The sequence below is a fragment of the Palleronia abyssalis genome (assembly GCF_900302445.1).
GTDB classification, from domain to species: domain Bacteria; phylum Pseudomonadota; class Alphaproteobacteria; order Rhodobacterales; family Rhodobacteraceae; genus Palleronia; species Palleronia abyssalis.
In genome coordinates this window covers 364,895-390,080 of sequence record NZ_ONZF01000002.1, presented here as the reverse complement: position 1 = coordinate 390,080, position 25,186 = coordinate 364,895, and the positions used below count along the sequence as shown (strand labels likewise).

Sequence of the window (25,186 nt, the reverse complement as noted above, 5' to 3'; positions counted from 1 at the left end):
CCTCTTACCCATAAAGACAGTCGCGGAGTTGGATCAGCCCGCGCTGCAAGTCCTGTTCCGGGGCGACGAGCGCCGCCCTGAGATACCCCTTACCGGGGTTTTGGCCGTTCACGTCCCGGCTGAGATAGGCGCCCGGCAATGTCCGGATCCCCGTCTGCTGCCACACCTTCAGCGCCGCGGCTTCACCGTCCTCGACCGGCAGCCAAAGAAAGAACCCGGCTTCGGGCGCGGCGCAGCCGTCGATGCCGTCGAACACCGTATCGACCATGGCGAACTTAGCGGTATAGCGGCGGCGCGAGGCCTCGACATGCGCCTCGTCGGCCCAGACGGCCGCGCTGACGGTCTGGATCGGCCCTGCCAACGGCGCGCCGGCATAGTTGCGCAGCTGTTTCATGCGCGCCATCGTCTTCGGCCCCGCGGCCGCGAAGCCGGAGCGCAGGCCCGGAAGGTTCGACCGCTTGGATAGCGAGTGGAAGATCACAACGCGCTCGGGGTCGGCGCCCATGCTTTTTGCCACCTGCATCGCACCGGGGGGCGGGGTGTCGCGATAGATCTCGGAATAGCATTCGTCAGCGAAGATGCGGAAATCGTGCTTTTCGGCCAGCGCGATGAGGTCGCGCCAATACCCATCGTCCGCCACGGCGCCCTGCGGGTTCGAGGGCGAGCAGATATAGGCGATCGCGGTGCGGTCCAGGATTTCGGCCGGAAGACCGGCATAGTCGGGCAAGAAGTCGGTGGCCGCGGTGGCGGGCACATAGACGGGCTCGGCCGCCATGGCCAGCGCGGCGACGGCATACACCTGGTAGAACGGGTTCGGCGTCAGCACGACCGGCGCCCCCTCGGGGCAAAGGGCGACGGCGGCGTTGAACAGCCCCTCACGCGTGCCGTTCAGGGGCAGGATCTGGTTCGCGTGGTCCAATGCGACGCCATAGCGGCGTCCGACCCAATCGGCGATGGACTGGCGCAGCGCATCCGTGCCGTCATTCGCAGGATAGCGTCCGAAATCGTCAACCGCGTCCGCCAGAACCTGCGCGACAAAGGCCGGCGGATCGTGGCGCGGCTCTCCGATGGACATGTGCAGCACCGGGCCCCCGGCCTCGTGATGATCGAGGAGGGCGCGCAAACGCGGAAATGCGTAGTCGGGCAGAGCCTCGAACCGCTGGGGATACTGCATCATGTGCCTCAAGCTGGGGTCTATCGCCCCTTTGCGCCGACCGTAGCCCGAGCGCCCCGGAAGGGTCCAGAAATTGCCGCCCCTTCGACGGGGCGACAGGGCTTGCCTGTGGCTTTTACGCCAAGGCCGATTCGGCCGCGGCCCCCAGACGCAGAAGCCGACCTTCAGTCATCGGCGGGGTCTGCATCAGCAGTCCGACCGAGGGGGTGCCGGTTGGTAGCGTCAGGCCCGGCAGTCCCATCAGGTTGCCGATCCGCGTGTTCCGAAGCGTCATCAGGTTCCGCTCGACATAGTGATCCACGTCGGTTTCCAGGCGGGCGCGTGCGGGGGGAAGGATCGGGCAGGTCGGCAGAAGGACGGCATCGTAACCGGCGGTCTCGCGCAGATAATCCGCGCGCAACTCGTCCAGTCGCCGCCACGCCCCGATATAATCCGAGGCGAGCACATCACGCCCGCCGCGGAACCGCTCGCGGACATTGGCGAACATCAGGTCGGGGCGCGCCTCGATAGTGTCGCGCCAGACGCCATAGGCCTCGGCGGCAAAGAGGATGGCCGAGAGGGGCATGGCCTCGGCCACCGCAGGAACGCGGTGACGCTCGATCCGGGCGCCCGCGGCCTCCAGCTTGCGGATCGCGGCGTCGAACGTGTCGCCGATCGGCCCCTCCAGATCGTCGAGGGCCGATGTCTCGAGCACCATGAGCCGCGTTCCCTGAAGCGTGGCGCCCGACAAGTCCGTCCTGCGCCCGCCCATCGCGGCGAACAGCAGGGCCGCGTCCTCGACCGTTCGGGTTAAGGGACCCAACGTGTCGAACCGGGGGCAAAGCGGCACGACGCCCCCCATCGGCAGCGCGCCCGAGGTCGCCTTCAACCCCACCAGATCGTTCCACGCGGCGGGCAACCGGATCGAGCCACCGGTATCCGATCCGATGGCCCCCGCCGACAACCCGAACGCCACCGACGCCGCCCCGCCCGAGGACGAGCCGCCCGACACCGCGTCGGGGTCGTTCACACAAGGTGGGGTGGCGGTCATGGGGTTGAGGCCCAGCCCCGAAAAGGCCAGTTCGCTCAGATGCGTCTTGCCCAAGCAGACGAGTCCCTGCGCCGACGCGGCGGCCAGCACTTCCGCGTCCGCGTCAGGTACCCGCCCTTCCAGCAGGCGCGATCCGGCCTCGGTCGCCGTACCGGCGCTGTCGTACAGGTCCTTCCACGAGATCGGCACCCCATCGAGCGGCCCCTTGCGCACGCCGTCGCGGGCACGCTGCGCGGCGGCCTTCGCCTCGGCCCGGGCCCGGTCGGGGGTGGTGCGGGCGAAGATGCGGCCGGCCAGATCGTGATCCGCGATGGCATTGAGAAACCCGTCGCAAAGCTCCACCGGGTCGAGGCGTCCCGCGCCGATTTCCCGCCCCAGCCGAGCCGCACCCATCTTTTGCCAGTCGTTCACACCGCTCTCCCTCGCGTCCTTGAATCGCATGGACATCGCCCGCGCCCGCGCCATAGTCCCGCACATGAAAACAGATGTCATCATCGCCGGCGGAGGCCTTGCCGGAACGGCCCTTGCCATCGCCCTGTCGCAAGGTGGCCTGCGGGTCGCGCTTGTCGATCCCGTTCCCGCCGCCGACCGCGGCGCAGCCGGGTTCGACGGACGCAGCTATGCGCTGTCGGTAGGGTCGCGAAACCTTCTGCGGGCCATCGGCGTGTGGGATGCCGTGGCCGGGGACGCCCAGCCGATCCTGGATATCTGTATCTCGGACGGGCGGGTCGGCGAAGGCCCGTCCCCCCTGACGCTGCATTTCGACCATGCCGAGATCGAGGAAGGCCCTATGGGCCACATGGTCGAAGACCGCCACCTTCGCCCCGCCCTTCTGAACGCGCGCGGCGACATCGTCCGGATCGAGGCCGGCGTCGCCCGCCAGCAGATCGAGCCGGGTGCGGTCGAGGTGACGCTGACCAATGGAGACACGTTGCAGGCCGCGGCGTTGGTCGGCTGCGACGGCAAGCGATCGGGTGTGGCACAGCGGGCCGGCATTCGGCGCACGGGATGGGACTATAGCCAGTCGGCCCTTGTCGCCGCGATCAGCCACGAAAAGCCCCACGAAGGCATTGCGCATCAGTTCTTCATGCCCGAAGGCCCGCTGGCGATCCTGCCGTTGATGGGCAACCGCGCGTCGATCGTGTGGACCGAGCGGCGCGACCGGGCCGACGCGTTGACGGCCTTGCCCGACGCCGCCTATCTGGATGTTCTGCGCCCGCGCTTCGGGGATTTCTTGGGGGACACCACGCTGGCGGGCGCGCGTTTTAACTATCCCCTGAGCCTGTCCATCGCCAATCGTTTAGTCGCCGATCGCATGGCGCTGGTGGGCGACGCGGCCCATGCGGTCCATCCCATCGCGGGACAGGGCCTGAACGCGGGGCTGAAGGATGTCGCGGCGCTGGCCGAGGTTCTGATCCTCGCTCGTCGGCGCGGGGAGGACATCGGCAGGATCGACGTTCTGGAACGCTATCAGCGCTGGCGGCGCTTCGACGTCGCGACGTTGGCCCTGGCAACGGACGGGTTCAACCGCCTGTTCTCGAACGACAACCCGGTTCTGAGATTGGCGCGCGATCTGGGGCTTGCAGCGGTCCAGCGCCTCCCCGACCTGCGCCGGGGCTTCATTCGTGAGGCCGCGGGCCTGACCGGGGACCGGCCGAAACTGTTGCAGGGACAGAAGGTCTAGTCTTCGATCTTCCGCGCTTCGTCGCTGAGCATGATCGGGATCCCGTCGCGGATCGGGTAGGCCAAATGCGCGGCTTTCGAAATCAACTCCTGCCGCTCGGCGTCATAGGTCAGAACGGCATGAGTTTCGGGACACACGAGGGACTCGAGCGTCTTTCGGTCCACCTTGGTCATTGAAGGTTCTCCTCTCCGCCGCCGGCCAGCGCGTATTCGATCAGGGTGACCAGAGTCTCGCGCCGGGTTTCCAGCGTGGGCGCTTCCAGAAGGGCCTGCTTGTCCTCGGGCTCGAACGGGCACAGCATGGACAGCGCGTTGATCAGAAGTTCGTCCTCGGCCTCGCTGAGGGAATCCCAGTCGGTCTTCAGTTCCTCGTTCGCGAAATACCGCCCCAAGATTTTCAGGAACCGCTTTCGGTCGAAATTCGGATCGCGCTCGACCGCACCCAGATCGCGGCTGAAGGCGTCCCAGGTCACATCGCACTTCCGGTAGGGGGTGAACCCCTCGACCTCTTCGCGGATGCGGAAGCGGGACACGCCTGTCAGCGTGATCATGTACCGACCGTCCTCGGTCTCGGAAAAGCCGGTCAGGCGACCCGCACACCCGATGGAGTGAAGGCGCGATTCGCCGCCCGGCGTCTCGCGCGGTTGAACCATGCCGATCAACCGGTCCGGCGTCTTCATGCAATCCTCGATCATCGCAAGATACCGCGGCTCGAAGATATGCAGGGGAAGGCGCCCCCGCGGAAGCAGGAGTGCACCCGGAAGCGGGAAGATCGGAAGCGTCTGAGGAAGGTCCGCTATGCTGAACATGATGGGCGACGTAGGACGCCGGTCAGGTCAGGCAAATATCATCGAGGACAACCGCCTGCGCCCTTTCAGCGCGACAGGATCCTTCGCCGGCAGCGCGTCGAAGATCGTGAACAACTGGGCGCGTGCGGCTTCGTCGTTCCAAGTCCGGTCACGACGGAAGAGTTCCAGAAGTTCGTCCACGGCCTCCTCCGTCATGCCCTTGGCGTGCAGGGCCTGGGCAAGGTCGAAACGGGACTGATGGTCGTCTGGATCGGCATCGACCTTGGCCCGAAGTTCGTCCACGGGCCCTGCGTCCGCGCCCTGCTTGGCCAGTTGGAGCTGGGCATGGGCGGCTTCGAGTTCGGGGGCGTGACTGATGGAAGCGTCGGCGCCGTTCAGGATCGCCTCGGCCTGATCCAGATCGCCCATCGCGATATGGGCGCGCACCATGCCCGCGTAGGCAGCGGGATGGTTCGGCTGTTCGCCCAGGATCGCGGCGTAGGTTTGCGCGGCGTCGGAGGCGGCGCCTTGCTCCAGCATCTCGTCCGCGGCGGCGACGGCCTCATCCAGGCCGCCCCCTTCGGCTTCGCCGCCTGCCTGTTCGATCAGCCGGTCCACGAAGGCCTTGATCTCCGAGCCCTGAACCGCCCCTTGGAAGCCGTCGATGGGTTGCCCCTGATAGAACGCGTAGACGGTCGGGATCGACTGGATCCGCAGCTGCGCGGCGATCTGCTGGTTCTGGTCCACATCGACCTTCACCATCTTCACCTTGCCGCCGGCGGCGCGCACGGCGTCTTCCAGCATCGGGCCCAACGTCTTGCACGGACCGCACCACGGCGCCCAAAAATCCACGATGACCGGGACCTGCTGGCTGGCCTCGACGACATCGGCCATGAAGGTCGCCTCGGTCGTCTCCTTGATCAGGTCGTCCCCGCCTTGGCTGGGCTGCGCGCCGCCCATCAGATCGATCACCATATCCGTCCTCGCATATTCGTGTGCTGCCGCATCAAATGGGTCGCCCGGGCCCGATCCTCAAGTCTTCAAAGGTCAAAGGTCGCGAAGACGGGCGCGTGATCGGACGGTTTTTCCCATCCACGCGCGGCACGCAGCACCCGGGACCCGTGCGCCGCACCGGCGATATCGGGCGAGGCCCAGATATGATCCAGCCGCCGCCCCTTGTCGGCGGCGTCCCAGTCCTTCGCCCGGTAGGACCACCAGGAATACAACTTACCCTCGGGGATATTCCGACGCGTGACGTCCACCCAGGCGCCGGCCTCCTGCGTTTCGCCCAACTGCGCGACCTCGACGGGCGTATGGCTGACGACCTTCAGAAGTTGCTTGTGGGACCAGACGTCATCCTCGCGCGGGGCGATGTTCAGATCGCCGACGAGGATCGAACGCTCGGGCCGTTCGGCCCGAAAGGCATCGCGCATGGCGGTCAGGTAATCCAGCTTCTGGCCGAACTTCTCGTTCACCTCCCGATCGGGGACGTCGCCGCCCGCGGGGACATAGTAGTTGTGGATGACAACGCCGTCCTCGGTTTGCGCCGAGACATGGCGGGCATGACCCAGATCGGCGTGATCCAGCGCCGAGACCTCGCGGATCGGGGTCTTCGACAGGATTGCCACGCCGTTATACCCCTTCTGCCCGCGGGCGATCATATGGCTATATCCCAAGGCCCCGAACGAGGGGATCTTTTCGACCGGGGATTTGCATTCCTGAAGGCAGAGAATGTCTGGTGCTTCTTCTTCCAAAAGCCGGGCGACAAGCCCTTCGCGCAGGCGCACCGAGTTGATGTTCCACGTGCAGACAGTGAATGGCATGGCGTCCCCCTTGATCCCGCGCCCCCATATCGGGCGCGCGACCGCTTGTCACCGGAACGCGCGTCATTTCAGGCGCGTTGGCCCTGCACCCCATGAATGGAGAAGCCCAATGCGCATACGCGCCCTGACCCTTGCCGCCGCAATCGGACTGCCGACCACCCTGGCGGCCCAGACCACAGTTGGCACCATGAGCGGAACCCTGGAAGGTCCGCCCGCCGCCTATTCGATCCTGGATGGCGAAGATATCGCGACCGGCTGGCGCGAGGTCGAAGATGGCGTCGAAGTGACGCTGGAGGCCTATCCGGCGGAAACGCCCGTGTCCGACGACCAGCGCCTGACCGTCACCTTCACCGCCGACCCCGGAACCCGAAGCCCTGATCTGATCAGCGGCCAGATCGAGCTGATGCGGGACGGCGAAGCACTGACCGCCACGGACGATGCAATCAACCTGAGCGTCGACAGCTTCGAGATACAGGGGGACAGCCTCCTGATCGACGGCAACATGCGCGCGACCCTTGCCGAGGGAGAGGAAGATGTCAGCGTGGTATCGTCAGAGGGGATCACCTTGTCGGTCGACCTTCAAGCGACGGTCATCCGGGCCGAGGGCGACTGACACGCCCTGTCATGCAAACGAGAAAGGGCCCCGCGGGGCCCTTTTTCATATCGACAACCTGTAGCCACCCGTTTCTGTGACCAGAAGCCGGGCATTGGACGGGTCCGGCTCGATCTTCTGCCGCAGCCGATAGATGTGCGTCTCCAGCGTGTGGGTCGTCACACCGGCATTGTATCCCCAGACCTCGTGCAACAGAACGTCGCGCGGAACGACGCCTTCAGGGGCACGGTACAGAAACTTCAGGATATTCGTCTCTTTCTCGGTCAGACGGATTTTCTTGTCCGCCTCGTCCAGAAGCATCTTCTGCGCCGGTCTGAAGGAATAGGGACCAAGCTGAAAGACGGCGTCTTCGCTTTGCTCATGCTGGCGGAGTTGCGCACGGATGCGGGCCAGCAAGACCGGAAACTTGAAGGGCTTCGTGACATAGTCATTCGCCCCGGCATCCAGTCCCAAGATGGTATCCGCATCACTGTCATGGCCGGTCAGCATGATGATGGGGCACTTCACGCCTTGCTTGCGCATCAAGCGGCACAGCTCACGGCCGTCATTATCGGGAAGGCCCACATCGAGGATCACGAGATCGAAGTGATCGCCTTTCGCACGCTCCATCGCGTGGGCGGCCGAATCCGCTTCGAAGACGTCGAAATCTTCGGTCATGATAAGCTGCTCGCTCAGCGCCTCGCGCAGGTCGTCGTCGTCATCGACCAGCAGAATTTTCTTAAGTTGGCTCATCGTAACCTCCACATCCCTTGAACGCGCAAATGTGCCCCAAGTTCACTCGCTGCAATGGATGCGACAATCGTTCACGGCCGTGTGTCCATTCCGGTCAGAACTGTTTCACTTTCCCGGGTCGAGGGCCTATCTCCATGGCAATGGACCCGATCTCCCCCTCCCCCCTCGAATGGCTCAGCCGGGCGCGCTCCGATCTGCGGGTCGGACTTCCAGTCATTCTTCGGGAAGGCGCGCGGCGCTGCCTGATCGCGGGGGCCGAGACGGTCTCGGACACGCGGTTGTCGTGGTTCTGCGAGGACGGCACCGCGACCCTTGCCTTGACCCACTGGCGTGCCGAGACCCTGAAGATACGGGTCTATGACGACGATCTCGCTCGGCTTCCTCTCGCGCCGGGCATCCAAAGGCGCGATCTGGCCGCGCTGATCGATCCGGTCGGCGATCTTGCCACGCCGCTGAAGGGGCCGTTCCATGCCGTGCGGGATGGGGCGTCGCACTTTGCACGCGCGGGGTTGGCCTTGGCCAAATCGGCCCGGATCCTGCCAGCCGTCATCCTTCGCGATCTCGACACTCCCGTTGCGGGACTGACCGAGATCTTGGTGGACGATATCACCCCCCCTGCCCCCGCCCGCCTGAAGCGCGTCGTCGACGCGGCCCTTCCCATCGCCGCGGCCGTCGGAACGCGCCTGCACATCTTCCGCCCCCATGATGGCGGCGAGGAACACTATGCGATCGAGATCGGCCGCCCGGATCGCGCGAAACCGGTTCTGACGCGTCTGCATTCCGCCTGCTTCACCGGTGACGTTCTGGGATCGCTGAAATGCGATTGCGGGCCGCAGTTGCGCACCGCGCTGGAAAGCATGGCGACAGACGGGGCCGGCGTGCTGTTGTACCTGAACCAGGAAGGGCGCGGGATCGGGCTGGCAAACAAGATGCGGGCCTATGCGCTGCAAGATCAGGGTTTCGACACGGTAGAGGCCAACCATCGGCTGGGCTTCGACGACGACGAGCGGGATTTCGGACTGGGGTCGGCCATCCTGCGGGACATGGGGATCGGACAGGTGCGGTTGATGACCAACAATCCCCGCAAGGTGAACCGCCTGCAGCACGAGGGCATCGACGTGGTTGAACGCGTGCCGCTTTGGGTGGGTGAAACGGCGTTCAACCGGGACTACCTGGACGTGAAAGCTAAGAAGAGCGGGCACCTGACATGACCCCGAAAAACCTGGTCCTGTCGCCGCGAGGCCTAAGGGTCATGGGGCGCACCCTGCCTTGCGTGATCGGCCGTGGGGGCGTGACCGAGGCCAAGCGCGAGGGCGACGGGGCGACCCCGACGGGGACACACCGCATCATTGGCATGCTCTATCGTCCGGATCGCATGGCCCGGCCTGCACCATGGGCAGTCCCGATCCTTCCCGGTGACATCTGGTCCGACGATCCGGCCGATCCAGAGTACAACCTGATGACCCGGGCGCCGACCTCGTTCTCGCATGAACGCTTGCGCCGCGCCGATCCGCTTTACGACCTGGTCCTGCTGACGGACTGGAACTGGCCCGACGCCACGCCGGGCTTGGGGTCTGCCATTTTCCTGCATCGCTGGCGTCGGCCGGGCTACCCGACGGAAGGCTGCATTGCCCTTGATCCCCTGCATTTGCGCTGGGTGGCGGCACGACTGGAGCCAGGGAGCCGCCTGATAGTCTAGTCTGACGGACGATCCCCGAAAATCGCCGACCCCACGCGAACGTGGGTCGCCCCCTGCGCGATGGCGGATTCGAAATCCCCGCTCATCCCCATCGAAAGTTCGCCTATTCCGTTCCGAGCCGCGATCTTGCCCAGAAGCGCGAAATGCAACGCCGGTTCTTCGTCGATCGGAGGAATGCACATCAATCCGCGCAACGGCAGGTCCATCGCCCTGCACTCGGAGATGAAACTGTCGGCCTCGGCAGGCAGGATTCCGGCCTTCTGGTCCTCTTCCCCGGTGTTCACCTGGACGAACAGATCAGGACACCGTCCGATCTCCTGCGCCAGCCGTGCGAGGGTCTTGGCCAGTTTCAGGCGATCCAGCACCTGAATCGCGTCGAAAAGCTCCATGGCCGCGCGGGCCTTGTTCGTCTGAAGGGGGCCGATCAGGTGAAGCTCGCACGGGCCATACCTGTCACGAAAGGCGGGCCACTTGTCCTGCGCTTCCTGAACGCGGTTTTCGCCGAAAACCCGATGACCCTGGTCGAGGACAGCCTCGACCCGTTCGTCCGGTTGCTTCTTGGACACGGCGATGAGCGAGATTTCGGACGCGGCACGCCCGGCCCGTTTCGCCGCCTTGTCAATCTTTTGCCGGATATCGGTAAGACCCACATCTGCCTCCTGCATGTCGCGAGGACACTACAATCGGAGATGCGAAAAAGAAAAGGGCGGCTCCGAAGAGCCGCCCGATCCTGTAGTCCAATCCGGTTGGATCAGAAGGACATCGAGATACCGAAGGAGTAGGTATCTACATCACGATCGGCGTCAAACCCGTCGAACGTATCGTCGTCGGCGTCGATATCCGAGTGACCGTAGCCCGCCTGCAGAGCGGCGCCGCCACCGAGGTCGTAGTTCGCGACCACACCGTAGCCGGACAGGTCGCCGCCATTGGTGTCGAAGTGGCCGTAGTTGGCAGCAACGAGGAAGTTTCCGAACTCATAGCCAACAGCCACACCGAAGTGGTTCTCCAGATCAACGATGATCTCACGGTCGACTCCGGGGACCGGAACGCCGGTCACAACGTTGATGGAGTCATCGGAGTTGCCACGGCCGTCGAGGTCTTCCGTGAAGCCGTCGTACTCGGAGTAGTTCAGGATGGCTTGGAACCCGTTGGACATTTTGCCCGAGAGGCTGATACCGTAGACATCGCTGTCATCGCCATCGTCATCGCCGTCCGTCGTCTGGTAACCAAGGCCAGCGCCGAAGGCGACCCCGGCGAACTCACCTTGGTAGCGGACGCCAAGGCCCAGGACGGGATCGTCTTCACCGTCGTCGTCGATCTCAGCAGACGCACCGACCGAGAAATCGCCGAAGGCGTACTGGTACAGGGCGACCTGACCGTCATAGTTGCCGTCGAGGCCCGAGTTGCCGCTGTAGCCGGCATGCTCATGATCGTCACGAAGGGCGCCACCGATGATGGCTTCTTCCATCACGAAGTCATACGCGCCGTCGACGTCGCCAATGGTCAAGCGGCCATACGCGCCGTCTACGAAGAGGGTCGCGCCGCCATCGTCGGAGTCATCGCGCGTTGCCGCGGATTCAGCACCACCATCATCCGCGTTGTTGTCGCCGATTTCTTCGTCGAGGTCGATCGACGCACCGAAGGTCAGACCGGCATCGGTTTCGCCGGCCATCGAGAAGGTAACGTCGATGTCGGTGTGGAACTGCAGGTCGCCGTCGCCGGCACCAAGGCCATCACCATCGAAGCCGAATACGCCCATTTCGGCCGAGCCGGACAGGCTGACATCCGCCATGGCGAAGGTCGCGGAGGCAACCAGAGCCGTGGAGGCAAGAAGAAACTTATTCATGTTTTCCCTCATGATCTTTTTTCCAGCCCCAAAGGTCCGTCACCTCCTGGGCACAGCGGTGGAATGCGCTTTTCCCGCCATCGCTTCAAGCAAGGCCGGGATACCGCGATCATCGGGAAAACATTTGATGCAGCTATGTCACACACCTGCGAGCACGCTGCACATGCAAAAATGGCCGCCCCCAAAGGGACGGCCATTCACGTGCGCTAGGCACTCAGTCGGATCAATCTTCCTGAAGGAAGCCTTCGATCGTCGTGCACTTATCGGTCTGAGAATCGGAGTTCGTAGCGATGATGATGCCAGATACATCGGCGATGCTCAGGTTCATCATTTCTTCTTCGGTGACTTCGACGTTGCAGTCGGCCAGCGCATTCTGAAGGCGCTGCGTCATCATCGTCATCGACTCGTCCATGTGGGCTTCGGCGAAAGCGGCCGGAGCGGCGATGAGCGAAACGGTGGCGAGAGCAATAATCTTTTTCATGTTTTTTCCTCGTGGTCTTTCCATTTTGACCGGCAGCAATCTGCGCGGCCTGCACATACTCGGGCTGTTTCGACCCTTGGGGCGAAACCCCTGTAAATCGTGAACTAATCCGCCACGCGTCTGCGTCACGGGTGCGATAGAGAGATTCTTTTATGTCCTTCCCTTCGCCGAACTTGTCACTTGCCGCACCAACACGCCGGTCCGGATTTGGTTCCTTGCTCGCCTGCGACGGCTCGGATACTCCAATGCGAAAGAAGAAAGACCGGGGGACCGCTTCCATGGGCCAAGGCCATTCAATCACGTTCGCCGCCGCCTTGGGGGCGCTGGTCGCACTTTCAGGGTGTGGCGACCGCGAAAGCGCGGACCGACAGCGGGCCCTTCTGGACCGAGACGTCGCACCGCGCGAATCTATCTTCGATCTGTTCGGGAACCGCGACAACCCGAACACCCGGATCGAGGTGAACAAGTACATCTGGACCGCCGCGCAGGACATTCTGGATTTCCTGCCGCTAGAGACGGCGGATCCGTTCACCGGCGTGATGGTCTACGGCTACGGCCGTCCGCCGGGTGGTGGCCCGGCCTACCGCGCGACCGTCTATGTCCAGGATCCCGCCCTGGACGCGCGGTCGCTTTCGGTCGCGTTGGCCACGCAATCCGGCCCGGTGAACCGCGCCACGGCGCAAGCGGTCGAGGATGCGATTCTGACCCGTGCGCGTCAGTTGAGGGTGGCCGACGGGCGGCTTTGATCGCCTGACGCCAGTCCCTCGATCCACCTGAACTGCTGCGGCAGGCAAACCCGTTTCAGGTCGTAGTCGCGCAAGACCCGGGCACGCGCTGCCTGACCTAGTGCAGCACGAGCTTGGGAATCGTCCAGAAGCGCGTCCACCAGATCGACCATCCGCGGCCCATCGAAGAAATCGAACAGACGGCCCGTCTTGTCCTGGTCGATCACCTCCCGGACTGGCGCGGTATCGGACGCGACGATGGCACAGCCCACGCTCATCGCCTCGACAAGCGACCAACTGAGCACAAATGGATAGGTCAGGTACACGTGCACCCGGCTGACCTGCAGAAGGCGGGTGAAGTCGTCGCGGCCGATGCGACCCGTGAAATGGACGCGGTTCCAGTCCTGCGGCGCAATCCGGCTGCCGAGTTCGGCCACCATCTTCTGCCGCCAGGTGCCACCGTCCTTCGGCGCAGACCCGTAGCTGACCCCGTCATCGCCCACGATCAAGAACTTGGCCCCGGGGCGCCGCCGCAGAAGGTCGGGCAGCGCGCGCATGAAGACGTGAAAGCCGCGATAGGGTTCCAGGTTGCGATTCACGAAGGTGACGACCTCGTCGTTGCGCGTGAAGGTTCCGTGGCCGGGCAACACCAGTTGCGCGGAAGGGTCCGGCGCGATGTCGTCCGTGTCGATTCCATCGAAGGCCACGGTGATCTTCCGGCGCAGCTCGGGCGGGTGCATGTCGGCCTGCCAGTGGGTCGGACTGATCCCGGCATCTGCACTTTCAAGCTGAAGTCGCATGGCGAGGTTCTTCATCTCGACCCGGGGGCCGCGTCCCAGCTCGGGTTTTCCGTCGAACTCGGGGTCGAACCCGATATCCGCCCCCTCGGCCCGATAGGAGAATTCGCAGAAGACGCCGATCCGCGCGTCGGGCCATACGTGCCGAAGAAACATCGCCTCGCCCCAGCCTGAATGTGCCACGATCACGTCAGGGTTCAGCCCGCGCCCCTTCAGTGCCTCGCAGGCACGGAAGACGGTTGCTCCGCGATCGATGGCCTTGTTCACAGTGGTTGTCCAAGGATGAAGCTTTTGCTCCGAAGGGGCGTCGTAGCGATAGGCTATCACGTCCACGCCCCGCCACATGTGACGCTTTTCATACCGGCTGGTCAGGGCAAAAACCCGGTGCCCCGCTTTGGCGAGTGCAGGGGCCAGATGCGCGAACTGGCCAGGAAAATTCTGGTGCAGAAACAGGATGACCATGTGGGTTTCGACCTCCGGGCCACTGAATGCCCCAGAATTGAGGCGAAGATAAGGGGCTGCCGCTGGACCCGCCCGCATAGCACCCCTATCAAGGCGCCCGACAGACAACAGCTTCCCGGGCAGGACGACATGGCACGCTACGACGCTGGCGCGATCGAACCGAAATGGCAGAAGGCGTGGGAGGAAGCGGGCTGCTTCACCGCGCGTCGCGATGACACCAAGCCGAAATACTACGTCCTCGAAATGTTTCCCTACCCGTCCGGGAACCTGCATATCGGCCACGTGCGCAACTATGCGATGGGCGACGTGGTCGCGCGCTACAAGCTGGCCACCGGCCACGCCGTCTTGCATCCGATGGGCTGGGACGCCTTCGGCCTGCCGGCCGAGAATGCCGCGATGGAGCGAAAGGTTCATCCCGGCGACTGGACCTATGCCAATATCGACAACATGAAGGCCCAGTTCGCCCGGCTGGGTCTGACGCTGGACTGGTCCCGCGAATTCGCCACCTGCGATCCGGAGTATTACGGTCAGCAGCAGGCCATGTTCATCGACTTCCTGGAGAAGGATCTGGTCTATCGCAAGAACGCGGTGGTCAACTGGGATCCCGTCGACATGACGGTGCTGGCCAACGAACAGGTCGAGGACGGGCGCGGCTGGCGATCCGGCGCCCTGGTCGAGCGGCGCGAACTGACCCAGTGGTTCTTCCGCATCTCGACCTACTCGGACGAGCTTCTTTCGGCACTCGATACGCTCGACAATTGGCCGGACAAGGTCAAGACGATGCAGAAGAACTGGATCGGCAAGTCGCGCGGCTTGCAATTCCCGTTCGGCCTGAAGGACCGCGACGACCTGATCGAGGTTTACACTACTCGCCCCGACACGCTTCTGGGCGCCAGCTTCGTGGGTATCTCGCCCGACCATCCGCTGGCGAAGGAGCTTGAGGCCGACAATCCCGAGCTGGCCGCCTTCAACGCCGAATGCCGCAAGATGGGCACCGCCGAGGAAGAGCTCGAGAAGGCCGAGAAACGCGGCTTCGACACCGGGCTTCAGGCGGTCCACCCGTTGGATCCGCAATGGACGCTGCCCGTGTTCGTGGCGAATTTCATCCTGATGGAATACGGCACCGGCGCGATCTTCGGCTGCCCGGCGCATGACGCACGCGACTTGGAATTCGCGCGTAAATACGACCTGCCTATCAAGTCCACCTTCGTGCCCGTCAACGGTCCCCACACCGCGCCCGAGGATCAGGGCGAACCCTTCGTGCCCCCCAAGACCGAACTCGTGCGCTATACCCGCATCGTCGCGGGCGACGCCGAGCAGACGGGGGGCGCCGCGATCGACGCGGCAATTGATCGTGCCGAAGCCGAAGGCTGGGGCACCGGCGTCACCAAGTTCCGCCTGCGCGACTGGGGCCTTTCCCGCCAGCGTTACTGGGGCTGCCCGATCCCGGTCGTGCATTGCGACACCTGCGGGGTGGTGCCCGAAAAGAAGGAGAACCTGCCGGTCGAGCTTCCCCGCGACATCGATTTCGATACCCCGGGCAATCCTCTGGGCCGGCATCCGACTTGGCGCGACGTGCCTTGCCCGAAATGCGGGGCGGCCGCGACGCGCGAGACCGACACGATGGACACCTTCGTCGACTCGTCGTGGTACTATGCTCGCTTCACGTCGCCCGGGGCGACGACGCCGACCGACCCCGATGAGGCCTCGTACTGGATGAATGTCGACCAGTATATCGGCGGGGTCGAGCACGCGATCCTGCACCTTCTGTACTCGCGCTTCTTCGCCCGCGCGATGCACGAGGGCGGCCACCTGCCCGCCAGCGCAAAGGAGCCATTCGACGCCCTCTTCACACAAGGGATGGTCACGCACGAGATCTATGCGAACCAGCTTGTTGGTCCCGAAGTCTTCCCACAAGGCGAGAGGGTTCGCTACTATCTGCCATCTGACGTTGTGCCCTTCACGAAAGACGGAAAGCGCGTCGCGGTTTTGCGAAGTCGCTTAAACGAAGCTGGCCGAGGAGAGGATCAGCTCGCCCTTGAAGACCAATTACTCGAAGACCAAGACACCGAGTGGGGTGTAAGGGTTATCCCCTCGGCCAAGATGTCGAAATCCAAGCGCAACGTCGTCGACCCGGTCGAGATCATCGACCGCTTCGGCGCGGACACCGCGCGCTGGTTCGTCCTGTCCGACAGCCCGCCCGAGCGCGACGTGGAATGGACGGATGCGGGGGCCGAGGCCGCGTCGAAGCACCTCGCCCGCGTGTGGCGCATCGCCGAGGGCGCGCGCGATGCGCCCGAAACGGGGCAAGGCGACGAAGACCTGCTGCGCGAGATGCACAAGGCGACCCATGACGTGACCATGGGTATCGAGTCCTTCGGCTTCAACGCGGCCATCGCGCGGCTCTATGCGTTCGCCAACACGCTGCAGAAGTCGAAAGCCGGCCGCACAGCGCAGGTCGCCGCCGCGCGGACGTTGGCACAACTGATGTCGCCCATGACGCCCCACCTGTCCGAGGAGCTTTGGCAGATGCTGGGCGGGGAAGGCCTGATCGCTACGGCGCCCTGGCCAAAGGCCGATCCCGCGATGCTGGTCGAGGATGAGGTGACCATGCCCATTCAGGTCAACGGAAAGCGCCGGGACGAAATGCGCGTGCCCCGCGACATGCCCAAGGACCAGGTCGAGGCGCGGGCGCTGGCATCGGATGCCGTGCAAAGATCGCTGAACGGTGCTACGCCTAAGAAGGTGATCGTGGTGCCCGGAAAGATCGTGAATGTCGTCATCTGACGCAAGCAAGACATGGGGGCGGCGCAGCGTGTTGACCGCGCTGGTCGCGCTGCCCGCTTGTGGCTTCACCCCCGTCTACGGTCCCGCCGGTGTCGCGCGGGGCCTGACGGGGCAAATCCTTGTGGACGAGCCCGAGGACGAAGCGGGCTATCTTCTCGTGACCCGACTGGAAGAACGGTTGGGCAGACCGAACGACGCGCAATATCGGCTGGCACTGGACGTCAGCATCTCCGACAGGCGCCTGGGGCGAAACACCCAATCCTCGACCGCGCGAGAGCAGCTTGTGGGGCGGATTCGCTATCGCCTGATCGACCGATCCACGGACCAGACCTTGCGCCGCGCGGATTTGACCAACTTCACCAGCTATTCCTCGCCGCTGATCGACCCGGACAACACCCCCGACCCCGGCGAGCCCTATGTCGGCAGCTACGTCTCGATCCGCGAGGCACGACGCGACGCGGGCGAACGACTGATGACCATTCTGGCGGATTCGATCGTGGCGGACCTTCTGGCCACGGCGCCCGACTGGCAGCAATGAAACTCAACACCCGCGACGGCAACGCCTGGATTGCGAAACCGCCGGAGGGGCGCCCAGGCACACTGATCTATGGCGAGGATGCCATGCGCGTCGCGCTGAAACGTCAGGAACTGATCGCCAATCTCGCCGGGCCGAACGCGGACGAGGAGATGCGTCTTACCCGCATTCCCGCCGCCGATCTGCGCAAAGAAAAGTCGCTGCTGGCCGATGCGCTGGCCGCGCAAGGGTTCTTCCCCGGGCCCCGCGTCGCCTTCGTCGAGGATGCGACCGCCAATGTCGCCGACCAGATCGCCGGCGCGCTGACCGATTGGCGCCCGGGAGATGCGCATGTGGTCGTCACGGCCGGGTCGCTGAAACCGACCTCGCCCATCCGCAAGGCATTCGAGAAGCACCCGCAGGCCGCCGCCATCGCGATCTACGACGCGCCGCCTGACCGGGCGGAGATCGACAAATGGCTGTCCGAGGCGGGACTGAAGCCGGACCTGGATGCGACCGCCGCGATCATGGCGCTGGCGGCCGAACTCGGGCCGGGCGACTTGAAGCAGGTGATCGGCAAGATCGGCCTCTACAAGTATGGCGACGCGGACCCGCTGACCGCCGGCGACGTCGCCGCCTGCGCCCCCGCATCCACCGAAGCCGATCTGGACGACATCCTGCACGCCACCGCCGACGGGCGCACGGCCGAGATCGGGCCGATCCTGACGCGGCTGGAAGCACAGGGCGCCCAACCCGTTGCGCTGATCATCGCCGCGACCCGCCATTATCGCACGCTGCATACGGCCTCCGCCGATCCTGGCGGGCCGGGTGCCGGGGTGGGCAAGCTGCGTCCTCCTGTCTATGGCCCCCGCCGCGATGCGATCTTGCGGCAGGCCCAGCGCCTTGGCCTGCGACGGATCGAGGACGCGCTGCATATCCTGACCGACACCGACCTCGCCTTGCGTTCCACGGCAAAAGCCCCCCAGATGGCGTTGATGGAACGGACGTTGATCCGGCTTTCGATGATGGGGCGACGATGAAGCTTACGCTTTACGGACAGAAGACAACCCGGGCGATGCGGGTGATCTGGATGCTTGAGGAACTGGGCCTTTCCTTCGAGCACGTCGACTGCGTGGCTGGCACGAAAGACGCGCTAGAGGCATCTCCCACCGGAAAGGTGCCCGCCCTCGACGTGGATGGAACGGTGATCACCGACTCGACCGCGATCCTGACATTCCTTACCGACCACACGGGCAAGCTGACCGCACCTGCCGGAACGCTGGACCGCGCCCGTCAGGATGCCTTGACCCAGCAGATCAACGACGAGCTGGACGCGATCCTGTGGACCGCCGCGCGCCACAGCTTCATCCTGCCCGAGGAGCACCGCGTCCGGGACATCAAGCCATCGCTGCGGTGGGAGTTCTCGCGCAATGCCGCGCGGCTCATGGAGCGCGCCGAAGGGCCTTTCCTGATGGGCGAGGCCTTCACTGTGCCTGACATGCTTGCCGCGCATTGCGGGATCTGGGCCCGCGTGGCCAAGTTCGAGCTTCCCGAGAGTTTTGCGGCCTATACCGACCGTTGTGTCGCGCGCGACGCGTACCGACGCGCCGTCGGGTCCTGACGCCACCGCTCTCAGCCGCAGGACGCGCCGACCTCTTCGTCCAGGCCTTCCCACACGGCCGCCCCCCACGGCAGCAGCCGCCGTCCGTCCCAGCCGGTTTGCAGGACCGGCGTGTCTGCGGAACGGGTCGGGACAGGAAGGGACTCGGTCGTCGAAAAATTCAGAACGACCATCCAGTCCTTGCCCCCGCGCGCGATACGAAGACTCATCGCGGAGGTCGAGGCATCGACGCGCAGCTTGTCGGGGGCGTTCAAGCGAACCTCTTTGCGAAACGCCATGGCGCGGCGATAATAGTTCAGGACGCTATCCTCGGCACCTTCCTGCTGGTCAACGCAGCGATCCCGTTCCCACCGCATCGGCAGCCATGGATCGCCCGTGGTGAACCCGTAATTCTTCTTCCGCGACTTCCATGGCATCGGAACCCTTGGCCCCTCGCGCCCGGGTGCATCGGGCCAGTAGAGCAGATCGAAAGGGTCTGTCGTTTCCGCCTTGGCGAGGGTCGGCTGTGGCAGGGCCAGCTCCTCTCCCTGGAACATGATGGCCGCGCCCGGAAGAACCGCCAAAAGCGTCGCGTAGAACCTGGCGCACGCATCCGAGCCGTCCCCCAACCGCGAGATATGGCGCGGCTGATCGTGCGAGGTGAACCACCACGGCGTGCACCAATCCCCGTCCAGCGCCTTGAGGATGTTCATCAGGGCAATCGGGTCGTTGCCAACCTGCATCGGGTCTGTGGTATAGCACGCATCCAACCTGCCTTCCCGGGTGAAGCTCTGCGCAACCTCGACGGACTGGTTGCCGGTGTTGCTTTCGCCCAGAAGGTAGATGTCCTTCCCGGCCCATTTGCGCATGTTCTCGGTATACGCCGCGCCGTCGCCTTGCAGCAGGTCGTAGACGTGATCCTGGTAGGAATAGGGGTTGTGGTTCGGCCCGGTGACCTTTGACAGAACCACGGGTCGGGCCGGGGGATTGTCCGGCATATCTTCGTCGAACAGATAGGCCGTGACCACGTCAAAGCGGAAGCCGTCCACGCCGCGATCCAGCCAGAACTCCATGGTCTCGCGGAACATGGTCTTCACAAGGTCATTCCGCAGGTTCAGGTTCGGCTGACAAGACAGAAACTGGTGGTGATAGTATTGCTGCCGACGGTGGTTCCAGGTCCAGGCCGGCATGCCGAACTGGCTGATCCAGTTGTTGGGCGGCGTCCCGTCCGGCTTGGGGTCGCGCCAGACGTAGCAGTCGGCCTTCTCCTCATCCCCGTCGATCGACGCTTGGAACCAAGCGTGCTCGGCGCTGGTGTGATTGAACACCTGGTCGATCATCACCAGCATGCCGCGGTCGTGGATCTCGCGGACGAGATCGTCGAAATCGTCGAGGGTCCCGTATCGAGGGTCCACTGTCCGATGGTCGGCAATGTCGTAGCCGCCATCGGCAAGAGGAGAAATGAAGAAAGGCCCGACCCATATCGCATCCACGCCCAACGAAGCAACATGGTCGAGCTTTTCTATGACGCCCTTCAGGTCGCCCTCCCCCGAGCCGCTCGTGTCGTTGAACGACCGGGGGTAGAGATTGTAGATCAGAGGCGCATCCGGCCACATCCGTCTAGGCGCCAACGATCTTCCCGCCGTTCGGATGAAGCGTCTGGCCGGTGAAATAGCTGCCGTCCGGCCCCGCGAGGAACAGGAAGGCCGTCGCGATCTCCCACGGTTGGCCAGCCCGGCCAAGCGGTGTGCCCGACCCGAAATCCTCGACCATGTCGGGCGGCATCGATCCGGGGATGAACGGTGTCCACACGGGACCCGGTGCCACGGCGTTCACCCGGATGCCCTTGTCAGCCAACGCCGAGGCAATCGATCGTGAGAACGCGAGGCCCGCCCCCTTGGTCGTGGAATAGCCAACCAGGCTGTCGTTGCCCTTGAAGGCATTGACGCTGGTGGTGTTCACGATAGTCGCACCTTCCTTCAGGTGTTTCAGCGCGGCCTGGGTGACGTGGAAGTAGCTCTTGATGTTCGAGCGTAGCATGTCGTCCAGGCGCTCTTCCGACAGCTCTTCGTCAATAGGCCAGTCGATATATTGCTGGGCCGCGTTGTTCACCACGACGTCGAGCTTGCCGTAATGGGCCACGGTCTCTTCGACCACCTTGGCGGCATGGGATTTGTCGCCCAAGTCACCTTCGAAGGTCAGACATTCGCTGCCTTCGTCTTCGACGATCATCTTGGTGTCCTCGGCATCGCGGCTTTCCGAGCGATAGGCGATGGCTATTCTCGCGCCTTCCCGCGCGAACAAGGCCGCAACGGCCCGGCCAATGCCGGAATCACCACCCGTGATGAGGGCGACCTTGCCATCCAGCTTTCCGACACCGGGGAACCGAGGCTTCCAGTCGGGGGCCGGATCCATCTCGTACTCGCGGCCCGGCATCGTATCCTGGGCCTGTGGTTTGATCTTCGGATCACTGACGACATCACTCATGAGTCTGCTCCTTTCACTGGTTAAACGTTTACGGATTCCACGGAGCCGCCATCCACGCGGAAGGCGGAACCATTCGTGAAGGTGGCCCTGTTCGAGCACAGAAGTGCCGCGACGACCGCAACTTCTTCCGGTTTGCCGCGACGACCGAGCTTCAGATACGGACGTTCCGTTTCTAGGAACTCTGCAATAGCTTCCTCGCGCGAAACGCCTTTGCTCTCGGCCAGCTGGTCCATCATCATGTCGGTCATCGGGCTTTCGATGAACGCGGGTGCGACGGTGTTCATCAAAACGCCTTTCGGCCCGTAGACCTGACTGGCACCTTTCACCCAATTCAGAAGCGCGGCCTTTGCCGTATTGTAGACCGCTTCGTCCCAATAGGGCTGGATCGCATTTTCGGACGTGACACAGACGAAACGCCCCCAACCTTTGTCGGCCATGTGGGGAACGAACCGCTTGGACACGCGCACCGCTGACATGAAATTGGTTTCCCAGACGCGGTGATATTCCTCGTCCGTCATCTCCAGCGGGTCGCCCTTTTCGCCCGTCACGCCGGCCGAGTGGAAGACGATGTCGACCCCGCCATTGTCAATCACACGTTCGGCAAGGGCATCCAGATCGTCGGTGTCGGTCATGTCCGCTGCAATGGCATCGACGTCATCCCCGATCTTCGCGGCGGACGCCTTCACGCCGTCCTCTTCAAGATCGGTCAGCGTCAGGTGAACGCCTTCCTCGTGAAGAACCTTGGCGACGGCAGCGGCAATCCCGCCCGAGCCGCCGGTGATGAGGGCGCGCTTGCCCTTGATATCCAGATCCATTGCGGACCCCCTTTTCCAAATATGTCGACCCGTCAACGAGGCCGTTGGAAAGGCGTTCCGCGGTGCGGCGATTTACGCCGCCCGGGCCTCGCTGGGCGACAACAAGCCTTCAGCCACCAGCCGGTCGGCCCAGCCTCGGGGTCCGTCGAAATGGTGGACCTGCCAGCCCCGCGCAGCCGCAGCGGCGATATTCTCGCGCTTGTCGTCCGTGAACAGGATGCGCCCTGGCGCGATCCCCGTCTCGCGCTCCAGCGCCTCGTATATCCCCGGGTCGGGCTTCACTATGCCGATATGGGCAGAGACGACGGCCCCATCGAACTCGGTCAGCGCGGGATAGACGGAACAGGCATAATCGAACGTTTCGCGTCCGAAATTGGTCAGGGACCAGACGGGGATCCTTTTCGCCCGGAGCGCACGCAGCATCGCCACGCTTTCGTCGATCAGGGGGCTGGCCATCTTCCCCCAATTATCACGCCAGGCCAGGATCTCGGGCTTCCAGCGACGGTATTTCTCTGCAGTTTCCTCGACCGTCTGATGCCAAGGGGCGCCAGCATCAATGGAAAGGTTCATCTCGTTCAAGGGAACTTCCTGAAACAGGCGGACCCGGGCGACCCGACCCATGGCCCGATCGTAATATCCCTCGGGGTCCCAGTTCAGCAGGACATTCCCGATATCGAACACGACCAGATCAACCGCCATCGTCAGCTTCCCTTTGCCTGCCGCACCACGCGTTCCAGCGCGTCGCGGAACCGTGCCCGATCGGCCTTGCCGAACGGCTTGCCGCCGCCCTGCCGGAACGGATCCGCCGCCCTCAAGTCCGACATCAGGTCGCGGGTGGCAAGGGCCTGACCCACATTCCTCTCGGTCAGGACTTCACCATTCGGTTTCAGCACGCAGGCCCCCGCCGAAACCGCCTTCGATGCCAGCGGAATATCGCTTGTAATCACGACATCGCCGGCCCCGCACCTTTCGGCGATCCATTTGTCGGCCTCGTCGGGCCCTTCAGTCACATAAACCATTTCGACCAGCGGATTGCCCGACGGGCGCAGTCCCCCGTTGGACACCATTGCGACCGCGGTGCCATGCCGCGTTGCGACCGCCTCGACCTCGGCCTTGACGGGGCAGGCATCTGCATCGACGTAGATCATGCGCGTCTTCCCGGGGTGGCTTTCACCGATACAGTTCCTCGGCATGGAAGCGCATGTGATCTTCGATGAACGACGATACGAAGAAATAGCTATGGTCGTACCCCGGCTGGAGACGGAATGCGCCTGGCTGCTTGCGATCGGTCATAGCGGCCGCCAAGGCGCCGGGCTTCAGCTTGTCCCAGAACTGATCCGCCGTCCCGGTATCTACCAACACCGGCCCGTCGAATCCTTTCTCTCGCATGACGTGGCTGGCGTCATGCGGCGTCCACGCATCCTGGTCCTCGCCCAGATACAGGCCCAGCTGCCGCGTGCCCCAATCGCTGTCCATCGTACGGCACATCGGGCTAAAGGCCGAGATCGAGCGGAACCGCGAGCTCCCAAGCCCCATGCCGATGGTCAGCGCACCGTGCCCCCCCATCGAGTGCCCGGTGATCGCCTGTCGCTCGGGATCGAGTGCGAACTCCTCGAACAGCAGCTCCGGCAGGTCCTCGGTCACATAGTCCCACATGCGGAAATGTTTGGCCCAGGGATCCTGCGTCGCGTTCACGTAGAACGACGCGCCTTGCCCCATGTCGAAACTGTCGTCATCCGCGACGCCTTCCCCACGCGGAGAGGTATCGGGAAAGACCAGCGCGATCCCGAATTCGGCCGCCCATGCCTGCGCACCGGCCTTGGTCATTGCATTTTCGTGCGTGCAGGTCAGACCAGACAGATACCACAAGACCGGCACCGGTCCGTCCCTGGCCTCTTCCGGCAGGAACAGACCGAAGGTCATGTCGCGCCCCGTGGCCGCGGAGGCGTGGGAATAAACACCCTGCATGCCCCCGAAACACACGTTTTCCGATTTGGTCTCCATCGCCGTCCCTCCGGTGGTTTCGCATGGCACTTGAAAACCCGCAGGCTTCGGGCGTCAACGCATTCCCCGGAAGAACCAGCACCACTGCGCCGAACGCCGCGGCTTTGTCCGCTCACCACGAAAGAGCGTTTCATGAAACGGCAGCGCGACAAACCCTTCTGACATAGCCAAGATTACGTTATGGTAAACTTCTATTAAAGCTGATCGGGGCGTTCCACGGATTTCGTTTTCATCCAGGGCGCCGTCCTGCCAGCTGCGCTTCTTTCACTCCGATCACCCGCCAACCTCTCCGAAGTCCCCTACGCGGTGCCGGTTTCCCCTTCAGTATCAATGCAGCCCGAGGGCCGGCAGCACTCTATCCCTGGTGCCGCTTGTGGGGATCAGTGATAGACTTGCTGGCTTGAAGACCCCTACTCGCGGACCCATCTGAACGGTGGGTGGCCAAAGATTGCCGGGCCACTTTTCGTCCGCCTAGTGTTGCCGGGCGTTCGAGTGAGGGGAAGACGGAATGAACGTCGAGGCACGGATCAAGAAGGGCCGGAAATACGATCAGGTCGTCGAAGGCGCCCGAGACGTGTTCATGTCGGACGGTTTCGAAGGGGCAAGCGTTGACACGATTGCCAAGCGTGCCGGCGTGTCCAAGGCCACCTTGTACAGTTACTTCCCCGACAAGCGCTTACTGTTCGTTGAAGTAGCGTCCCTGGAATGCCGGCGGCAGGCTGTAGAATCGGTCGACAAGATCGATTTCACCGCCAGCCCGCGCGAAGTTCTGTCCAAGACAGGCGCGGCCTTGATGGGCTTCATATTTTCGGAAACGGGGCAGCAAGTATTCAGAATTTGCGTTGCAGAATGCGAAAGGTTCCCCGAGATCGGGCGCGCCTTCTGGGACAACGGTCCCGGAATGCTGGAAAAATTACTGACGGACTACTTCGATCAGGCCATCGCGCGCGGCGAGCTCAAGATCGACGATCCGACCCTGGCTGCGCACCAGTTCGCCGAACTGTGCAAAGCCGAGGTTTTCCCCCGCCTTTGCCTACGTCTTCAGCCCGATTTCACCGAGGCCGAGCGCAAACGTATCCTCGACGGCGCTGTCGAAACTTGGCTTGCCCGCTACGGGATCTGAGCG

27 protein-coding genes are annotated in these 25,186 nt (G+C 63.8%); 10 read left to right on the top strand and 17 right to left on the bottom strand.

The genetic code is table 11. The features are described 5' to 3' along the window. Positions 1-4 precede the first annotated feature (4 nt). Positions 5-1,174, bottom strand: coding sequence for an aminotransferase class I/II-fold pyridoxal phosphate-dependent enzyme (locus PAA8504_RS05640; protein ID WP_108893514.1), 1,170 nt, complete (start codon positions 1,172-1,174; stop codon positions 5-7). 115 nt (positions 1,175-1,289) lie between these two features. After that, complete coding sequence (locus tag PAA8504_RS05635; RefSeq protein WP_245897529.1) at positions 1,290-2,645, bottom strand: amidase; 1,356 nt, start codon at positions 2,643-2,645, stop codon at positions 1,290-1,292. 34 nt (positions 2,646-2,679) lie between these two features. Here PAA8504_RS05635 and PAA8504_RS05630 point away from each other — a divergent pair, with 34 nt between their 5' ends. Beyond that, entirely contained in the window at positions 2,680-3,888 is a 1,209-nt protein-coding gene (locus PAA8504_RS05630) for a UbiH/UbiF/VisC/COQ6 family ubiquinone biosynthesis hydroxylase (RefSeq protein WP_108893512.1), read from the top strand. On the opposite strand, the gene PAA8504_RS05625 is transcribed toward PAA8504_RS05630, so the two are convergent. From PAA8504_RS05625 to PAA8504_RS05610, 4 genes are all read right to left on the bottom strand, one after another. After that, on the bottom strand, positions 3,885-4,061 hold the full coding sequence (locus tag PAA8504_RS05625) for a Trm112 family protein (protein ID WP_108893180.1): 177 nt from the start codon (positions 4,059-4,061) through the stop codon (positions 3,885-3,887). The genes PAA8504_RS05630 and PAA8504_RS05625 overlap by 4 nt on opposite strands. Next, entirely contained in the window at positions 4,058-4,696 is a 639-nt protein-coding gene (locus tag PAA8504_RS05620; protein WP_108893179.1) for an LON peptidase substrate-binding domain-containing protein, read from the bottom strand. Before PAA8504_RS05620 ends, PAA8504_RS05625 begins: the two co-directional genes overlap by 4 nt. A 27-nt stretch (positions 4,697-4,723) precedes the next feature. Then, positions 4,724-5,650, bottom strand: coding sequence for a thioredoxin (gene trxA / locus PAA8504_RS05615; RefSeq protein ID WP_108893178.1), 927 nt, complete (start codon positions 5,648-5,650; stop codon positions 4,724-4,726). A gap of 65 nt (positions 5,651-5,715) precedes the next feature. Beyond that, positions 5,716-6,498, bottom strand: a complete 783-nt coding sequence (locus tag PAA8504_RS05610) for an exodeoxyribonuclease III (RefSeq protein ID WP_108893177.1) — start codon at positions 6,496-6,498, stop codon at positions 5,716-5,718. Between the two features lie 109 nt (positions 6,499-6,607). Here PAA8504_RS05610 and PAA8504_RS05605 point away from each other — a divergent pair, with 109 nt between their 5' ends. After that, positions 6,608-7,111, top strand: coding sequence for a hypothetical protein (locus tag PAA8504_RS05605; RefSeq protein ID WP_108893176.1), 504 nt, complete (start codon positions 6,608-6,610; stop codon positions 7,109-7,111). Between the two features lie 45 nt (positions 7,112-7,156). Here the strand turns inward: PAA8504_RS05605 and PAA8504_RS05600 are convergent, their stop codons facing one another. Beyond that, positions 7,157-7,843: a response regulator transcription factor gene (locus PAA8504_RS05600; protein WP_108893175.1), complete on the bottom strand. Its 687-nt coding sequence runs from the start codon at positions 7,841-7,843 to the stop codon at positions 7,157-7,159. Between the two features lie 134 nt (positions 7,844-7,977). On the opposite strand from PAA8504_RS05600, the gene ribA reads away from it, so the two are divergent. Both ribA and PAA8504_RS05590 read left to right on the top strand, forming a co-directional pair. Then, a complete protein-coding gene (gene ribA / locus PAA8504_RS05595) occupies positions 7,978-9,054 on the top strand; it encodes a GTP cyclohydrolase II (protein WP_108893174.1) in 1,077 nt (358 codons plus the stop codon). Further along, entirely contained in the window at positions 9,051-9,542 is a 492-nt protein-coding gene (locus tag PAA8504_RS05590) for a L,D-transpeptidase family protein (protein WP_108893173.1), read from the top strand. The genes ribA and PAA8504_RS05590 overlap by 4 nt, the downstream gene beginning before the upstream one ends. Here the strand turns inward: PAA8504_RS05590 and PAA8504_RS05585 are convergent. The 3 genes from PAA8504_RS05585 to PAA8504_RS05575 form a co-directional block, all read right to left on the bottom strand. Further along, on the bottom strand, positions 9,539-10,207 hold the full coding sequence (locus tag PAA8504_RS05585; protein WP_281259935.1) for a YggS family pyridoxal phosphate-dependent enzyme: 669 nt from the start codon (positions 10,205-10,207) through the stop codon (positions 9,539-9,541). The two genes, PAA8504_RS05590 and PAA8504_RS05585, sit on opposite strands and share 4 nt — an antisense overlap. 86 nt (positions 10,208-10,293) lie before the next feature. Further along, positions 10,294-11,388 carry a porin gene (locus tag PAA8504_RS05580; protein WP_181375705.1) on the bottom strand — a complete coding sequence of 365 codons (1,095 nt, stop codon included), beginning with the start codon at positions 11,386-11,388 and terminating at the stop codon, positions 10,294-10,296. A 223-nt stretch (positions 11,389-11,611) separates the two neighbouring features. Continuing rightward, positions 11,612-11,869: a hypothetical protein gene (locus PAA8504_RS05575; protein WP_108893170.1), complete on the bottom strand. Its 258-nt coding sequence runs from the start codon at positions 11,867-11,869 to the stop codon at positions 11,612-11,614. A gap of 245 nt (positions 11,870-12,114) precedes the next feature. Here PAA8504_RS05575 and PAA8504_RS05570 point away from each other — a divergent pair, with 245 nt between their 5' ends. Continuing rightward, on the top strand, positions 12,115-12,615 hold the full coding sequence (locus tag PAA8504_RS05570) for a DUF3576 domain-containing protein (protein ID WP_245897528.1): 501 nt from the start codon (positions 12,115-12,117) through the stop codon (positions 12,613-12,615). On the opposite strand, the gene PAA8504_RS05565 is transcribed toward PAA8504_RS05570, so the two are convergent. Continuing rightward, a complete protein-coding gene (locus PAA8504_RS05565) occupies positions 12,585-13,853 on the bottom strand; it encodes a glycosyltransferase (protein WP_108893168.1) in 1,269 nt (422 codons plus the stop codon). The two genes, PAA8504_RS05570 and PAA8504_RS05565, sit on opposite strands and share 31 nt — an antisense overlap. A gap of 129 nt (positions 13,854-13,982) precedes the next feature. Here PAA8504_RS05565 and leuS point away from each other — a divergent pair, with 129 nt between their 5' ends. Genes leuS through PAA8504_RS05545 form a run of 4 tightly spaced genes read left to right on the top strand, consistent with a single transcriptional unit; the run spans position 13,983 to position 18,775 of the window. Next, positions 13,983-16,640: a leucine--tRNA ligase gene (leuS, locus tag PAA8504_RS05560; protein WP_108893167.1), complete on the top strand. Its 2,658-nt coding sequence runs from the start codon at positions 13,983-13,985 to the stop codon at positions 16,638-16,640. After that, positions 16,627-17,178, top strand: a complete 552-nt coding sequence (gene lptE, locus PAA8504_RS05555; RefSeq protein WP_108893166.1) for an LPS assembly lipoprotein LptE — start codon at positions 16,627-16,629, stop codon at positions 17,176-17,178. The genes leuS and lptE overlap by 14 nt, the downstream gene beginning before the upstream one ends. Further along, the gene (holA, locus tag PAA8504_RS05550; RefSeq protein ID WP_108893165.1) at positions 17,175-18,194 is read left to right on the top strand and encodes a DNA polymerase III subunit delta; all 1,020 of its coding nucleotides are present in this window, start codon (positions 17,175-17,177) and stop codon (positions 18,192-18,194) included. The genes lptE and holA overlap by 4 nt, the downstream gene beginning before the upstream one ends. Next, the gene (locus PAA8504_RS05545) at positions 18,191-18,775 is read left to right on the top strand and encodes a glutathione S-transferase family protein (RefSeq protein ID WP_108893164.1); all 585 of its coding nucleotides are present in this window, start codon (positions 18,191-18,193) and stop codon (positions 18,773-18,775) included. The genes holA and PAA8504_RS05545 overlap by 4 nt, the downstream gene beginning before the upstream one ends. An 11-nt stretch (positions 18,776-18,786) precedes the next feature. Here PAA8504_RS05545 and PAA8504_RS05540 read toward each other — a convergent pair whose 3' ends face one another. From PAA8504_RS05540 to fghA, 6 genes are all read right to left on the bottom strand, one after another. Then, positions 18,787-20,385 (bottom strand): alpha-amylase family glycosyl hydrolase, encoded by a 1,599-nt coding sequence (locus PAA8504_RS05540; protein WP_146190454.1) that lies wholly within the window; start codon positions 20,383-20,385, stop codon positions 18,787-18,789. Beyond that, positions 20,375-21,241: an SDR family oxidoreductase gene (locus PAA8504_RS05535; protein ID WP_108893162.1), complete on the bottom strand. Its 867-nt coding sequence runs from the start codon at positions 21,239-21,241 to the stop codon at positions 20,375-20,377. The genes PAA8504_RS05540 and PAA8504_RS05535 overlap by 11 nt, the downstream gene beginning before the upstream one ends. A 20-nt stretch (positions 21,242-21,261) precedes the next feature. Then, positions 21,262-22,056, bottom strand: a complete 795-nt coding sequence (locus PAA8504_RS05530) for an SDR family NAD(P)-dependent oxidoreductase (RefSeq protein ID WP_108893161.1) — start codon at positions 22,054-22,056, stop codon at positions 21,262-21,264. Positions 22,057-22,128: 72 nt separating this feature from the next. Next, complete coding sequence (locus tag PAA8504_RS05525; RefSeq protein WP_108893160.1) at positions 22,129-22,755, bottom strand: HAD family hydrolase; 627 nt, start codon at positions 22,753-22,755, stop codon at positions 22,129-22,131. Positions 22,756-22,757: 2 nt separating this feature from the next. Further along, entirely contained in the window at positions 22,758-23,204 is a 447-nt protein-coding gene (locus PAA8504_RS05520) for a YaiI/YqxD family protein (protein WP_108893159.1), read from the bottom strand. A 22-nt stretch (positions 23,205-23,226) separates the two neighbouring features. Then, complete coding sequence (gene fghA, locus PAA8504_RS05515) at positions 23,227-24,060, bottom strand: S-formylglutathione hydrolase (RefSeq protein ID WP_108893158.1); 834 nt, start codon at positions 24,058-24,060, stop codon at positions 23,227-23,229. A 508-nt stretch (positions 24,061-24,568) separates the two neighbouring features. Between fghA and PAA8504_RS05510 the strand changes: the two genes are divergently transcribed. After that, the gene (locus tag PAA8504_RS05510; RefSeq protein WP_108893157.1) at positions 24,569-25,183 is read left to right on the top strand and encodes a TetR/AcrR family transcriptional regulator; all 615 of its coding nucleotides are present in this window, start codon (positions 24,569-24,571) and stop codon (positions 25,181-25,183) included. Positions 25,184-25,186: the final 3 nt, after the last annotated feature.

Bases quoted from the DNA above. Each gene is read 5' to 3' on its own strand.
- PAA8504_RS05530 (WP_108893161.1), bottom strand. From the start codon at position 22,056: ATGGATCTGGATATCAAGGGCAAGCGCGCCCTCATCACCGGCGGCTCG.
- fghA (WP_108893158.1), bottom strand. From the start codon at position 24,060: ATGGAGACCAAATCGGAAAACGTGTGTTTCGGGGGCATGCAGGGTGTT.
- PAA8504_RS05520 (WP_108893159.1), bottom strand. From the start codon at position 23,204: ATGATCTACGTCGATGCAGATGCCTGCCCCGTCAAGGCCGAGGTCGAG.
- trxA (WP_108893178.1), bottom strand. From the start codon at position 5,650: ATGGTGATCGATCTGATGGGCGGCGCGCAGCCCAGCCAAGGCGGGGAC.
- PAA8504_RS05570 (WP_245897528.1), top strand. From the start codon at position 12,115: ATGCGAAAGAAGAAAGACCGGGGGACCGCTTCCATGGGCCAAGGCCAT.
- PAA8504_RS05565 (WP_108893168.1), bottom strand. From the start codon at position 13,853: ATGGTCATCCTGTTTCTGCACCAGAATTTTCCTGGCCAGTTCGCGCAT.
- PAA8504_RS05630 (WP_108893512.1), top strand. From the start codon at position 2,680: ATGAAAACAGATGTCATCATCGCCGGCGGAGGCCTTGCCGGAACGGCC.
- PAA8504_RS05525 (WP_108893160.1), bottom strand. From the start codon at position 22,755: ATGGCGGTTGATCTGGTCGTGTTCGATATCGGGAATGTCCTGCTGAAC.
- PAA8504_RS05635 (WP_245897529.1), bottom strand. From the start codon at position 2,645: ATGCGATTCAAGGACGCGAGGGAGAGCGGTGTGAACGACTGGCAAAAG.
- leuS (WP_108893167.1), top strand. From the start codon at position 13,983: ATGGCACGCTACGACGCTGGCGCGATCGAACCGAAATGGCAGAAGGCG.
- PAA8504_RS05605 (WP_108893176.1), top strand. From the start codon at position 6,608: ATGCGCATACGCGCCCTGACCCTTGCCGCCGCAATCGGACTGCCGACC.
- PAA8504_RS05590 (WP_108893173.1), top strand. From the start codon at position 9,051: ATGACCCCGAAAAACCTGGTCCTGTCGCCGCGAGGCCTAAGGGTCATG.
- PAA8504_RS05535 (WP_108893162.1), bottom strand. From the start codon at position 21,241: ATGAGTGATGTCGTCAGTGATCCGAAGATCAAACCACAGGCCCAGGAT.
- PAA8504_RS05610 (WP_108893177.1), bottom strand. From the start codon at position 6,498: ATGCCATTCACTGTCTGCACGTGGAACATCAACTCGGTGCGCCTGCGC.
- PAA8504_RS05620 (WP_108893179.1), bottom strand. From the start codon at position 4,696: ATGTTCAGCATAGCGGACCTTCCTCAGACGCTTCCGATCTTCCCGCTT.
- PAA8504_RS05575 (WP_108893170.1), bottom strand. From the start codon at position 11,869: ATGAAAAAGATTATTGCTCTCGCCACCGTTTCGCTCATCGCCGCTCCG.
- PAA8504_RS05510 (WP_108893157.1), top strand. From the start codon at position 24,569: ATGAACGTCGAGGCACGGATCAAGAAGGGCCGGAAATACGATCAGGTC.
- PAA8504_RS05545 (WP_108893164.1), top strand. From the start codon at position 18,191: ATGAAGCTTACGCTTTACGGACAGAAGACAACCCGGGCGATGCGGGTG.
- holA (WP_108893165.1), top strand. From the start codon at position 17,175: ATGAAACTCAACACCCGCGACGGCAACGCCTGGATTGCGAAACCGCCG.
- PAA8504_RS05600 (WP_108893175.1), bottom strand. From the start codon at position 7,843: ATGAGCCAACTTAAGAAAATTCTGCTGGTCGATGACGACGACGACCTG.
- lptE (WP_108893166.1), top strand. From the start codon at position 16,627: ATGTCGTCATCTGACGCAAGCAAGACATGGGGGCGGCGCAGCGTGTTG.
- PAA8504_RS05640 (WP_108893514.1), bottom strand. From the start codon at position 1,174: ATGCAGTATCCCCAGCGGTTCGAGGCTCTGCCCGACTACGCATTTCCG.
- ribA (WP_108893174.1), top strand. From the start codon at position 7,978: ATGGCAATGGACCCGATCTCCCCCTCCCCCCTCGAATGGCTCAGCCGG.
- PAA8504_RS05580 (WP_181375705.1), bottom strand. From the start codon at position 11,388: ATGAATAAGTTTCTTCTTGCCTCCACGGCTCTGGTTGCCTCCGCGACC.
- PAA8504_RS05625 (WP_108893180.1), bottom strand. From the start codon at position 4,061: ATGACCAAGGTGGACCGAAAGACGCTCGAGTCCCTCGTGTGTCCCGAA.
- PAA8504_RS05585 (WP_281259935.1), bottom strand. From the start codon at position 10,207: ATGCAGGAGGCAGATGTGGGTCTTACCGATATCCGGCAAAAGATTGAC.